Origin of the sequence: Microbacterium sp. STF-2, assembly GCF_034650155.1 — a bacterium.
Classification (GTDB): Bacteria; Actinomycetota; Actinomycetes; order Actinomycetales; family Microbacteriaceae; genus Microbacterium; species Microbacterium maritypicum_A.
Map to the genome: position 1 here is coordinate 1,522,393 of NZ_JARKMW010000001.1, position 12,629 is coordinate 1,535,021.

12 protein-coding genes and 1 tRNA gene are annotated in these 12,629 nt (G+C 68.4%); 1 reads left to right on the top strand and 12 read right to left on the bottom strand.

What is annotated here, in order from left to right; all coding sequences use genetic code 11:
- Positions 1-28: 28 nt before the first annotated feature.
- The 10 genes from MicroSTF_RS07235 to MicroSTF_RS07280 form a co-directional block, all read right to left on the bottom strand.
- Positions 29-101 (bottom strand) — tRNA-Thr (locus MicroSTF_RS07235).
- 70 nt (positions 102-171) lie between these two features.
- A complete protein-coding gene (locus MicroSTF_RS07240) occupies positions 172-1,725 on the bottom strand; it encodes an alpha/beta hydrolase (RefSeq protein ID WP_029258703.1) in 1,554 nt (517 codons plus the stop codon).
- Positions 1,722-2,879, bottom strand: a complete 1,158-nt coding sequence (locus MicroSTF_RS07245; protein WP_136024972.1) for a DNA polymerase III subunit delta' — start codon at positions 2,877-2,879, stop codon at positions 1,722-1,724. The genes MicroSTF_RS07240 and MicroSTF_RS07245 overlap by 4 nt, the downstream gene beginning before the upstream one ends.
- 71 nt (positions 2,880-2,950) lie before the next feature.
- On the bottom strand, positions 2,951-3,580 hold the full coding sequence (gene tmk / locus MicroSTF_RS07250; RefSeq protein WP_167255710.1) for a dTMP kinase: 630 nt from the start codon (positions 3,578-3,580) through the stop codon (positions 2,951-2,953).
- The gene (gene topA / locus MicroSTF_RS07255; protein ID WP_322954508.1) at positions 3,577-6,450 is read right to left on the bottom strand and encodes a type I DNA topoisomerase; all 2,874 of its coding nucleotides are present in this window, start codon (positions 6,448-6,450) and stop codon (positions 3,577-3,579) included. The genes tmk and topA overlap by 4 nt, the downstream gene beginning before the upstream one ends.
- Before the next feature lie 80 nt (positions 6,451-6,530).
- The gene (locus MicroSTF_RS07260; RefSeq protein ID WP_021199120.1) at positions 6,531-6,857 is read right to left on the bottom strand and encodes a hypothetical protein; all 327 of its coding nucleotides are present in this window, start codon (positions 6,855-6,857) and stop codon (positions 6,531-6,533) included.
- A complete protein-coding gene (locus tag MicroSTF_RS07265) occupies positions 6,857-7,252 on the bottom strand; it encodes a TadE family type IV pilus minor pilin (protein ID WP_322954510.1) in 396 nt (131 codons plus the stop codon). Before MicroSTF_RS07265 ends, MicroSTF_RS07260 begins: the two co-directional genes overlap by 1 nt.
- Positions 7,252-7,449, bottom strand: coding sequence for a DUF4244 domain-containing protein (locus MicroSTF_RS07270; protein WP_021199122.1), 198 nt, complete (start codon positions 7,447-7,449; stop codon positions 7,252-7,254). The genes MicroSTF_RS07265 and MicroSTF_RS07270 overlap by 1 nt, the downstream gene beginning before the upstream one ends.
- A gap of 57 nt (positions 7,450-7,506) precedes the next feature.
- Entirely contained in the window at positions 7,507-8,403 is an 897-nt protein-coding gene (locus MicroSTF_RS07275; RefSeq protein ID WP_322956361.1) for a type II secretion system F family protein, read from the bottom strand.
- Positions 8,403-9,410 (bottom strand): TadA family conjugal transfer-associated ATPase, encoded by a 1,008-nt coding sequence (locus MicroSTF_RS07280; protein WP_029258709.1) that lies wholly within the window; start codon positions 9,408-9,410, stop codon positions 8,403-8,405. The genes MicroSTF_RS07275 and MicroSTF_RS07280 overlap by 1 nt, the downstream gene beginning before the upstream one ends.
- Positions 9,411-9,811: 401 nt before the next feature.
- Here MicroSTF_RS07280 and acs point away from each other — a divergent pair, with 401 nt between their 5' ends.
- Positions 9,812-11,779, top strand: coding sequence for an acetate--CoA ligase (gene acs / locus MicroSTF_RS07285; RefSeq protein ID WP_021199125.1), 1,968 nt, complete (start codon positions 9,812-9,814; stop codon positions 11,777-11,779).
- A gap of 86 nt (positions 11,780-11,865) precedes the next feature.
- On the opposite strand, the gene MicroSTF_RS07290 is transcribed toward acs, so the two are convergent.
- Positions 11,866-12,324: a RidA family protein gene (locus MicroSTF_RS07290; protein ID WP_021199126.1), complete on the bottom strand. Its 459-nt coding sequence runs from the start codon at positions 12,322-12,324 to the stop codon at positions 11,866-11,868.
- Positions 12,321-12,545 carry a hypothetical protein gene (locus MicroSTF_RS07295; protein ID WP_021199127.1) on the bottom strand — a complete coding sequence of 75 codons (225 nt, stop codon included), beginning with the start codon at positions 12,543-12,545 and terminating at the stop codon, positions 12,321-12,323. The genes MicroSTF_RS07290 and MicroSTF_RS07295 overlap by 4 nt, the downstream gene beginning before the upstream one ends.
- Positions 12,546-12,629 lie beyond the last annotated feature (84 nt).

Below are 12,629 nucleotides of genomic sequence, written 5' to 3' on the forward strand. Positions count from 1 at the left end.
GATGTTCTTCGCATCACGGGGCCTTCGGAGCCGCTTGTCAGAATCGAACTGACGACCTTTTCATTACGAGTGAAATGCTCTGCCGACTGAGCTAAAGCGGCGTGCGACGCGTGAGCGGCGCGATCACCGATATTACCCTGTCTCGCGCTCACTCGCGAATCGAAACCGCGATCACTCGCAGCGGAGACCGTCTTCCGGCACGACGTCGTCGAGCAGGAACGCCTCGACCGCATCATCGACGCAGGCGTTGCCCTTGTTGTAGCCGGTGTGACCCTCGCCGACGCGCGTGATGAGGATGCCTTCTTCGAGCTGCTTCGCGAGCGACTCCGACCACTCGTAGGGGGTGGCCGGGTCGTTCGTGGTGCCGATCACGAGGATGGGACCGGCGCCTTCGGCCTTGATCTCACCCCGCGTGCCCGTGGGCGGGTAGGGCCAGACCGCGCAGGAGTCGGGGCCCGTCCAGTACGGCGCGATCGTCGGGGCGCCCTCGGCGATCTTCGCGTTCGTCGCCGCTTCCGCGGCCGGGTCGTCTTCCACCGGGTAGTCCATGCAGTTGTAGGCACGGAACGCCTCGGCGGAGTTGTCGGTGTAGGTGCCGTTCTCTCGGCCGTTGTAGAAGTCGGCGAGGAACAGTGCCGAGGTCGGGTCGCCCTGAAGAGCCTCGTCGAGCGCCTGCGTGAGGTAGCCCCAGCTGTCCTGCGAGTAGAGCGCGGCGATGATGGCCGTCATCAGCGAGTCGGCACCCAGCATGCGGCCGTCTCCGCTTTTCAGAGGCGTGCTGTCGACGCTCGCCAGCAGTGCGCCCAGATCGGCCATCGCCTCGTCCACGGTGCCGTTGAACGGGCATTCCCCCGAGTCGAGGCAGTCCTGCATGTAGGCGCGCAACGCGGATTCGAATCCGAGCGCCTGGGTCGCCCCGACCTCGAGCCCGGGGACGGCCGGATCGATGGCGCCGTCGAGCACCAGGCGGCCTGCCTTCTCGGGGTACAGCTTCGCGTAGGTCGCACCGAGGAACGTGCCGTACGAGTAGCCGAGGTAGTTCAGCTGCTTGTCGCCCAGCACCGCCCGGATCAGATCCATGTCTCGGGCCGCGTTGACGGTCGTGATGTAGGGCAGGATGCCGTTGCTGTTCGCATCACACGCCTCGGCGAAGGCCTTGTGGGAGTCGAGCAGCTCGGCCTCCCACTCGGCCGTCCCACGGGCAGCGGAGGGAATGCCATAGAGGTAGTCGTCCATCTGCGGGGCGTCGTAGCACTTCACCGCGGTCGAGTCACCGACTCCGCGCGGATCGAAGCCGATCACATCGAAGTTCTCGATGAGGTCGGCTCCGACCGCGAAGTCGAGGCTGTTGAGGATCAGGTCGACGCCGCTGGCCCCGGGGCCGCCCGGATTCGTCAGCAGCGAACCGACGGGAGTGCCCTCGGCACGGTGCCGGACCACCGAGAGGGTGATCTCACCCTTGCCCGGGTCCTCCCAGTCGAGAGGGGCCGTCACGTCGGTGCAGTCGAAGCCGACGCCGCACTCGGTCCAGGTGAGATCCTGCGAGTAGAAGGGCAGCAGATCCTCCGCGACGCCCTCGGTGTCGGGTTCGCTGGACGTCGCCGGCCGCGAGGACTGTTCGGGAATCATCGCGTACAGGCACCCCGAGAGTGCGACGGATGCGGCTGCGAGCCCTGCGATGATCGCGGCGGCTCGACGCCAGCGGGAAGTCGATCGATTGTTCACGGTTTCCTCCCGCTCGTGATCGTCACGAGCAAGCTTTCCAGGGCGAGCAGAGGAGCGACATTGCGCTCCAACGACTGCCGCGTCTCGGCAAGGTGGTCAAGTACGACAAGAGTACGGGTCTCGGACCAGGCGGAAGCGAGGTCGGACAGCTCGGTGCGCAACTCGCTGTTGATGAGGTCGTCGCCCTGTCCGAACTGCACCATCACGACATCGCGGAACAGCGACTGCAGATCGGTGAGAACACGGTCGATCCCGTCGCGGAGGCTCCGCGTGGCCCGCTTCTTCTGATCGTCTTCGAGTGCGGAGAGCTGCGTGCGCAGCGCCGGCGGCACCGCCTGCCCCTCGGCGATGCCGATGGTACGCAGCAGCGAAGCGCGCTCCTGAGCGTCGCGTTCGGCCGTGAGCGCCTTCGCATCCTCCGTCGCCGCCTGGATGATGCGCCCGGCGACCTCGACGGCATCGCCGACTCCCCTGACGCCGAGGACGGAGCGGAGGGTCTCGTCTCGCCGACGCCGAGCCGCATCGTCGGTGGCCAGTCGCTGAGCCATGCCGATGTGGCGCTGGGCGTGCCGTGCCGCCTGCTCTGCGACGCCCGCATCGACGCCCGTGCGAAGACCGATGAGCCGGGCGACATCGGCGACATCGGGTTCCCGCAACCGCAACGACCGCACGCGCGATCGGATCGTGGGGAGCAGATCGGCCTCGCTCGGCGCGCACAGGATCCACACCGTCTGTTCCGGCGGCTCTTCGAGCGCCTTCAGGAGCACGTTGGAGGTGCGCTCGACCATACGGTCGGCGTCTTCGACCACGATGACCCGATAGCGCCCCGCAGAGGGCGCGAAGTACGAGCGTTCGACAAGACTGCGCGCTTCGGCGATCGTGATGATGACCTTGTCGGTACGCAGTGCCGTGACGTCGGGGTGAGTACCGGCGAGCACCTGCCGCATCGCATTCTCGTCGTCAGGTCGGTCGGCGATCAACGCCGCGGCGAACGCGTACGCGAGGGTGGAGCGCCCGGAGCCCGGCGGGCCCGTGATCAACCAGGCGTGCGAGAGCGCGGACGGATCGGATGCCGCGGCACGGAGAGTGTCGACGGCGGCGTCCTGCCCCCACACATCCGCCCAGGGAAAAGGGGCGGGAACGGTCTGGGGCATGCACTCAGCCTAATCGCGACCACCGACGCCCACCGCACGAGATCGTGGTCGAGCCGACCGGCCAGGTCGGCTCAGTCGAGAAGGGCGTCGACTCCCGCACGGATCCGTTCCGCGATGATCTCCGGCGCGGAGGAGGCATCGACGACGAGGAACCGCTCCTCTTCTTCCTCCGCGAGTGTGAGGAAGGCGTCGCGCACGCGTTCGTGGAACTCCGCCTTCTCGGCTTCGAGCCGGTCGAAGGGCTTGTCGGCGGAGTCCAGACGGGTGCGCGCCGCCGCAGGGTCGAGGTCGAGCAGGATCGTGAGGTCCGGAAGCGCGCCTTCCGCCGCCCAAAGCGACAGGTCTCGGATCTCGGCCGCGTCGAGCACGCGGCCGGCACCCTGATACGCCACGGACGAATCGAGGTAGCGGTCCTGCAACACGATGTCGCCCCGCTCGAGCGCCGGTCGCACGACGGTGGCGACATGGTGAGCCCGATCCGCGGCGTACAGCAGTGCCTCCGCTCGGGGCGCGATGTCGCCCCGATGGTGCAGCACGATGTCTCGGATCAACTGTCCCACCTCGGAACCCCCGGGTTCACGCGTGCGGACGACCGTGCGTCCGGCGCCTTCGAGCCACTCGGCGAGCAGATTCGACTGCGTGGTCTTCCCCGAGCCGTCGCCGCCCTCGAACGTGATCCACACCCCGTGCCCTGAGGTCACGAGTCCGCCTTCTCCGCCGCCTTCGCTGCCGCGTTGGCCGCACGCGTCGCCGCGGCCTTCTTGGCCGCCGCCGAACGAGCGGCGGACGCGGCAGCGGTGGTCTTCTTCGCTGCCGGCTTCTTCGCAGGGGCCTTCTTGGCGGCGGTCGTCGTGGCGGCTGTCTTGGCGGCGGTCTTCTTGGCTGCAGGCTTCTTGGCAGGCGCCTTCTTCGCCGCTCCGCGCTTGGGAGCCGGGCCCTTGGCACGCTTGTCGGCGAGCATCTGGACCGCAACCTCGAAGGTGATGTCGTCGACGGTCTGACCGCGCGGGATCGTCACGTTCGTCTCGCCATCGGTCACATACGCGCCGAAACGGCCGTCGCGGATGCGGATCGGCTTCCCGCTGACAGGGTCGGCCTCGAATTCGGCGAGCGCGCTGGAGGCCCGACGGCCTGCGCCGTACTTCGGCTGCGCGTAGATCTCGAGTGCCTGTTCGAGCGTCACGTCGAAGATCTGCGACTCGGACTCGAGCGAACGCGAGTCGGTGCCCTTCTTCAGGTACGGCCCGAACCTGCCGTTCTGCGCCGTGATCTCGTCGCCGGATTCCGGGTCGACGCCCACGATGCGGGGAAGGCTGAGCAGCTTCAGCGCGGTGTCGAGATCGATCTCGTCGACCGACATCGAGCGGAAGAGCGATGCAGTGCGGGGCTTCGGGGCAGCCTCTTTCTTCGCACCGCGCTTCGGCTTCGGAGCCTCGACGACCTCGCCCGTGGTCTCGTCGACCGCCGCGTCTTCCGACACGGGGTCGTTCTCCTGCACGTACGGCCCGAACCGGCCGTCCTTCACCACGATGATCTTGCCGTTCTCGGGGTTCTCCCCCAGCACGCGGTCGCCGGCGACGGGAGCGTCGATGAGCTCCTGAGCCTTCTCAGCGGTCAGCTCGTCGGGTGCGAGGTCTTCCGGCACGTTGACGATGCGCGGCTTGGCCTCGGGGTTCGCGGGGTCGGCCACCTCGAGATACGGGCCGTACTTGCCGAAGCGAAGCGTGGCCGTGTCGGTGATGCGCGTGGAGTTCAGTGCACGAGCGTCGATCTCACCGAGGTTGTCGACGACCTGGCGCAGACCCACGTGGTTGTCGGATCCGAAGTAGAAGGACTTGAGCCACTCGACCCGGTTCTGCTCGCCGCGGGCGATCGTGTCGAGGTCGTCTTCGAGCGCAGCCGTGAAGTCGTAGTCGACGAGTTCGGCGAAGTGCTCTTCGAGCAGGCGCACGACACTGAACGCGAGCCAGGTCGGCACGAGGGCCTGCCCACGTTTGACCGCGTAGCCACGATCGAGGATCGTCTCGGGGATCGAGGCGAACGTCGAGGGGCGACCGATGCCCTTCTCCTCGAGCACCTTCACGAGCGAAGCCTCGGTGTATCGCGGCTTCGGGGTGGTGCGGTGCCCCTTGGCCTCCGCATCCGACACCGCGAGCTGATCGCCGACCGCGACAGCGGGGAGCGACTGGTTCTCCGCGGCGTCCGCGTCGCCACGCTTCTCATCGCGACCCTCTTCGTACGCCTCCAGGAAGCCCTTGAAGGTGTACACGGTCCCGGAGGCCGTGAACTCGGCCTTCTTGCCCGCGGCGTCGACGGCAATCGTGACCGTGGTGGTCTCGTACTTGGCATCGGCCATCTGGCTGGCGACGGTGCGCTTCCAGATGAGGTCGTAGAGGCGCTGCTCGTCGCGATCGAGTTCCGACGACAGCGAGGCCGGCGTGCGGAAGTTATCACCGGACGGACGGATGGCCTCGTGGGCCTCCTGCGCGTTCTTGCTCTTGGACTTGTACACCCGCGGCTTCAGCGGCACCGCGGCGTCGCCGTAGAGGGCCACCGCCTGGCTCCGCGCCGCCTGCACCGCCTGGGTGCTCAGCGACGTGGAGTCGGTACGCATATAAGTGATGTAGCCCTTCTCGTACAGGCGCTGGGCGACACCCATCGCCTGCTTCGCGCCCATCGAGAGCTTGCGCCCGGCTTCCTGCTGCATCGTGGATGTCGTGAAGGGAGCGTAGGGGCTGCGGGTGCCGGGCTTCGCCTCGACCTTGGTGACGGTGCCGGCGCCCACGGCATCGACGGCCTTCGCCAGGGCAGACGCTGCGGCCTCATCGAGGATGACGACGGCCTTCTTGAGCTTGCCGTCGTCATCGAAGTCGCTACCGCGAGCGAGCTGGCCACCGTCGACGCGCACCAGACGGATCTTGAACGAGGTGCCGGTCGCGGCAGCCGCCGCATCGACGTCCCAGTACTCGGCGGAGGTGAACGCCATGCGCTCGCGCTCCCGGTCGACGATCAGGCGGGTCGCAGCGGACTGCACGCGTCCGGCCGAGATGCCTGTCTTCACCTTGTACCAGAGCACGGGCGAGACGTCCCAGCCGTACAGACGGTCGAGGATGCGTCGGGTCTCCTGTGCATCGACGAGGTCGTGGTCGAGTTCGCGTGTGTTGCCGACTGCGGCCTGGATCGCATCCTTGGTGATCTCGTGGAACACCATCCGCTTCACGGGCACCTTGGGCTTGAGGGTCTCGAGCAGATGCCAGGCGATCGCCTCGCCCTCGCGGTCCTCATCAGTGGCGAGCAGGAGTTCGTCGGCGCTTTTCAGCGCGCGCTTGAGTTCGGCGACCGTCTTGGTCTTCCGATCGGAGACGACGTAGTACGGGTCGAATCCGTTGTCGATGTCGATGGAGTACTTCCCGTAGGCCTGCTTGTCCGCAGCCGGGATGTCCTTCTTGTCAGCGAGGTCGCGGATGTGGCCGACGGAGCTGAGCACCTCGTAGCCGTCGCCGAGGTATCCCTGAATAGACCGCATCTTCGTCGGGGACTCGACGATGACGAGCTTCTTGCCTTCAGCCAAGGGTGCGTCCTTTCTTCGAAGCACACCATACACACCACTGTGCGGGGTCGTTCACAGTGAGCGAGGTCGCGCTGCCGTCGCTATCCCTCGGGTGGCCCGGCACGGGCTCGGGAGACGGCTGCGAGTCCAGCGTACGCCGCCTGCACCTCCACGGTCGCCACGAAGCCCCTGAGGACACAGCCGGTGAGCACGGCATCCGACGCCCGCGCGACCCTCGCTCCGAGTTCACAGGGCTGCTCGTCGGTCGGCACGGCACCGCTCGCGGCGTCCGCGACGGCGAGCGCCGCGGCATCAGCGGCACCCGCCGCCCGCTGTGCCGTCACCGCAGCCCCGCCGACAGCGGCGAGGCCGAGGGACAGCGTCGCCGCGACGGCGAGAACTCCCGCCGCGAGCGCCGAACCTGCCATCAGAGTCCCCCGTCGAGCGCGCAACTCCTGGCACGAAGAGGCAGACGGAGCACCGATCCGACGGGAACGTCGAGCGACGCGCTGACGCAGACGAGGTCGCCCGAGAGCGAGGACGTCATCCTCGCTCCCGGGACTGCGGACTGCACCACGCGTTTCGCGGTGCCCTGTTCTTCGCCGCGTCCGAGCAGGCGCGCCGCGTCGGCAGAGGCATCCTGCAGCGCCACCTGGCGGGATGCCGTGCCGAGAGCTCCCGCGCCGAGCAGGAACACCAGCACCACCGCGGGAAGAGCGAGGGCCAACTCCGCCGAGACGGATCCGCGGTCGCCCGCGTGTCGCGGCGCCGGCGACACCTCGCCGACGCCACGGGCGTTCCGGGATCGTCTCGTGATCTTCATCACGACACCGTCAGCGCCCGGCGCACGAGATCGGTGAGAATGCCACGCACTTCGTCCGATCGCATGATGACGACGAGGAGTCCTGCGAAAGCCACAGCAGCCATCGTCGTGATCGCGTACTCGGCCGTGGCGGCTCCGGTGTCGTCGCCGAACAACGCCTCGGCGCGCCGTCGATCCAGCAGGGGAATGTTCTTCATCGTGTTCCTTCTTTCTGTGGGATGCAGGGCATCGGGGTGTACGGGTGTTCGGGAACGTCACAGCGGCATCGGCGCGGATACGAGGACGCTGAGCAGGAGCGGCGCCACACCGAGAAGGAGGAAAGCCGGCAGCGTGCAGACCCCGAGCGGGAACAACAGGCGTGTCGCGAGCTTCGCGGCACGGAGCCGCCCCTGCACTCTGGCGGCGTGTCGGTCCTGGGCCGCGGATGCCCGGAGCAGCTCGACTGCCGGCACCCCCGCGGCGCGAGAGAGCTCGAGCACGGAGCGAACGCGTTCATCGCCGGTCTCCGAGGGGGACGCCTGCGAGACCAGCTGATGCGCACGATCGATCGAGGCCCCGCCCGACAGTGCGACCGCGACGAGCTCTGCGTGCATCCCGGGGGTGCCGGGCGCCGGTCGTGCCCGCCGCAGCAGGCGCGTCGTCCACAGATGCGCCGCGGCGACGAGGAGCAGGCCGACGGTGACGCAGGCGGCGCCGAGCACGTTCCCGAAGATCACTCCGATGGTGTCGAACCCGAGTGCGAACCCGAGGAGCACCCCGGCGAACGGCATCCACAGCAGCAGCCGTGCGGTTCCTGCGGGTTCGGCGAGTGCGATGCGCACATCGTCAGCCGCGGCCTCGGAGTCTCGCAGCGTCTCCGCGATCATGCGGAGAACCTCGGCGAGCGGCGCCCCCACCGTCGTCGCGATCTCCCAGGCGGCGGCCAGATCGATCCACGCCCCGCCCTCAGCCTCGATGGCCTCGAGAAGCGGCACGCCACGATCGAGGCGGTCGACGACAGCCCGCGCCTGCGGATCATCGGCCTCGGCCAGGTGGCGCCACGCGATGACCGGCGCAGCCCCCGCCTGCAGCAGCACGGCCAGCGTCTGCACCGAGGTCGCGGCATCCGTCGCGCCGGTCGACCCTCGTCGCCCCACACGGCCCCACCGCATCACCACGGCTGCACTTCCTCGACATCGAGACGATCCCCGACGATCACGAGACGCCCCGCCTGCCGGATGCGACGGGTGCCCCCGGGGGCGCGGTCGAGGTGGAGGACGATCGTGAACGCGCTGACCGCCTGCCGCGCGAGAGCGATCGCGTCCATTCCGGCGAGGGCGCCGAGGGCTTCGAGCCGCGCGGGGACGTCGCGGAGCCCGCTCGCGTGCAGAGTGCCCGCACCCCCGTCGTGACCGGTGTTGAGGGCGGTGAGCAGCTCCCGGACCTCTTCACCGCGGCACTCCCCGACCACCAGCCGATCGGGACGCATCCGCAGCGACTCGCGCACCAGTCGCGCCAGAGAGATGCCGCCCGCGCCCTCGAGGTTCGACTGCCGCGCTTCGAGGGCGACGTGATGCGGGTGACGCGGACGCAGCTCGGCGACGTCTTCGATCGTGACGATGCGCTCCGTCGACGACACCTCCGACAGCAGCGCCGACAGCAGCGTCGTCTTGCCCGTTCCGGTTCCCCCGGTGATGAGGATGTTCGCCCGCTCGGCCACCAGCCCGAGCAGCCAGGCATGCTGGCGCGCATCGAAGGCACCGAGAGCGGCGAGCGCGTCGAGATCCGCGACACGTACGCGGGGAATGCGTATCGAGAGGGCGGTTCCGGTGGTCGACACCGGTGCGAGGACCGCATGAACCCGGACGCCGGAATCGAGACGGACGTCGACGCAGGGCGCCTGGTCGTCGATATGGCGTCCCCCGAGACCGACCAGTGCGACGGCGAGGTCGCGGACCTCCCGCTCCGAAGCCCTCCACCCCGGTGCGGGCTCTGCTCCACTCCCGCGGTCGACGAACAGCCCGCTCGCCCCGTTCACGAACACGTCGGTGACGGCATCGTCGAGGTGGGTGAGAAGCGGCCCGAACGCCGGATCCAGGCGACGGGTCTCGGGCGGGGCTTCCCCTTCGGGCGCAGCCGAACGAACTCCCCTGGGCTGGATGACGAAGGAATCAGGCATGGACGCGACGCTATGCGCGGCCGTCGTGCGGGAAAGGCGTGAGGCGCGGATCGGCTCAGCGCCTGTGAATAAGACCACTCATCCGCCCACGGTGCAGGCGACGCCTCCGGCGGAACCCGGCACGGCAGGGAGCGCTCCCAAAGGAATGGGCGGCATCTCACGGGGGGAATGAGATGCCGCCCACGACGAACCACGATTGGGGGAATCGGGCACGCCAAGGCCGGAATGAGAATTCGGCTGTCGTCGAGTGTACGCAAGGCGACCGTCCCGACAAAACCGGCCGCACTACCGACTTTCGGCAGTATGCGACAGGAGGCCGCGGAGATAGATTCGCCGTGACCTGGTCGCCACCCCCACGACCATGCTCGTAAGACCCGTATGCCGCAAAGGAGCGCCTGCCGATGAGCAGCCAGATCGATCATCTTCTCGACGAGACCCGGAAGTTCCCGCCGTCGGAGGACTTCGTCGCCCACACCATCTCGTCGCCCGAGCTGTACGAGCGTGCCGCCGCCGATCGCGAATCCTTCTGGGGTGAGCAGTCCCGAGAGCTGGTGCACTGGCACAAGCCGTTCACCCAGGTGCTCGACTGGAGCAACCCGCCCTTCGCGAAGTGGTTCGAGGACGGCGAGCTGAACGTCGCCTACAACTGCCTCGACCGTCATGTCGAAGCAGGCAACGGCGATCGCGTCGCCCTGCACTGGGAAGGCGAGCCGGGCGACTCCCGCCGCATCACGTACGCCGAGCTCACGGACGAGGTCAAGCGCGTCGCCAACGTGCTCGAAGGTCTCGGCATCGGCCAGGGCGACCGCGTCGCGATCTACCTGCCGATGATCCCCGAAGCGATCGCCTCGATGCTCGCGGTCGCCCGCCTGGGAGCGATCCACTCCGTCGTGTTCGGCGGCTTCAGCGCCGACAGCCTGCGTTCGCGCATCGACGACGCCGGCGCCAAGCTCGTCATCACCGCCGACGGCGGCTACCGCAAGGGTCGCGTCTCGGCGCTGAAGCCGGCCGTCGATCAGGCCCTTGCCGACCGCGGCGACGGCGAGCAGCAGACCGTCGAGCACGTCCTCGTCGTCCGCCGCGGCGAGAACGAGGTCGACTGGACCGACGGACGCGACATCTGGTGGCACGACGCCGTCCCCGCCGCCTCCACCGAGCACACGGCACAGGCCTTCCCCGCCGAGAACCCGCTCTTCATCCTCTACACCTCGGGCACGACGGGCAAGCCCAAGGGCATCCTGCACACCTCAGGCGGGTACCTGACCCAGGCGGCGTACTCGCACAAGTACGTCTTCGATCTACACCCGGAGACCGATGTGTTCTGGTGCACGGCCGACATCGGCTGGATCACCGGACACAGCTACGTCACGTACGGCCCCCTCGCCAACGGCGCGACCCAGGTGCTCTACGAAGGCACACCGGATGCCCCGCACCCCGGCCGCTGGTGGGAGATCATCGAGAAGTACAAGGTGTCGATCTTCTACACCGCGCCGACCGCGATCCGCTCGTTCATGAAGATCGGCCGCAGCGTCCCCGCGAAGTTCGATCTGTCGTCGCTGCGACTGCTCGGCTCGGTGGGAGAGCCCATCAACCCCGAGGCATGGATGTGGTACCGCGAGGTCATCGGGGCGAACAAGACCCCGATCGTCGACACCTGGTGGCAGACCGAGACCGGCGCGATCATGGTGTCCGCTCTTCCGGGAGTCACCGAGACCAAGCCCGGTTCCGCACAGGTGCCTCTGCCCGGGATCTCTATCGACGTCGTCGACGAGAGCGGCGTCGAGGTCGGCAACGGCAGCGGCGGCCTCCTCGTGATCACCGAACCCTGGCCCAGCATGCTGCGCGGCATCTGGGGCGACCCCGAGCGCTACCGGGAGACCTATTGGGAGAAGTTCGAAGACCAGGGCTACTACTTCGCCGGGGATGGCGCGCGCCTCGACGACGACGGCGACCTGTGGCTGCTGGGTCGCGTCGACGACGTCATGAACGTCTCCGGACATCGCCTGTCGACCGCGGAGATCGAATCGTCGTTGGTCGCGCACGAAGCGACGGCCGAGGCCGCCGTGGTCGGTGCCTCGGACGAGACGACCGGTCAGGCAGTGGTGGCCTTCGTCATCATCAAGGAGAGCTATCTCGCCGCGCACGAGCCTGCCGGCCTCGCCCAGCAGCTGCGCCTCTGGGTGGGAGAGCAGATCGGCGCGATCGCCCGCCCGCGCGATGTCTACATCGTGGGTGAGCTGCCGAAGACCCGCTCCGGGAAGATCATGCGGCGCCTGCTCCGCGACGTCGCCGAGGGCCGCGAGGTGGGTGACACGACGACCCTCGCCGACACCGCGGTGATGAGCATCATCTCGGCGCAGGTCAAGTAGAGCCACCCGGACGAGACAGAAAACGCGCCTCCCCCGACGGGGAGGCGCGTTTCTTGTTCACCGGCGGCTGGATGCCGCGCCGGGTGTCAGGCCAGCAGGAAGGCGACCTCGACCTCGACCGGGCTGCCGAGCGGAAGCTCGGCGACGCCGACGGCCGCGCGGGCGTGACGCCCGGCATCGCCGAAGATCTCACCGAGTACCTCGCTCGAGCCGTTGATGACGCCGGGCTGACCGGTGAAGCCCTCCGCCGAGGCGACGAAGCCGCCGACGCGGAGCACACCGACGATGCGATCGATCCCGCCGGCCGCATCCGCTGCCGCGGCGAGGGCGTTGAGCGCGCAGGTGCGGGCGTAGGACTTGGCGTCCTCGGCGGAGACCTCGCCGCCGACCTTGCCGACGGCCGGAAGCGCACCGTCGACGAACGGAAGCTGCCCGGAGGTGTAGACGAGACCGCCGTGCACGACCGCCGGGACGTAGGCGGCGACCGGGGCAGCGACGGCCGGGAGCTCGATGCCGAGTTCGGCAAGACGGGCGGAGACGCTCATGCCTGGCCTCCCTCGAACTGACGGGCGGCCTGTTCTGCGGCTGCGAGACCGGCGTTCGTCGACGCGTCCGACGTCACGGGGCGCTTCAAGTAGGCGACGAGCCCGCCCTCGGGGCCCTGCACGACCTGGACGAGCTCCCAGCCCTGCTTGCCCCAGTTGTTGAGGATGGCTGCGGTGTTGTGGATCAGCAGCGGCGTGGTGAGGTACTCCCACGTGGTCATGGCACTCCTGTCGATCGGGGCACGACACCCGAGATCCGGGGCGGGCTCGTCAAAGGCGGTATTCAGGGAACTCCCCTACGATCA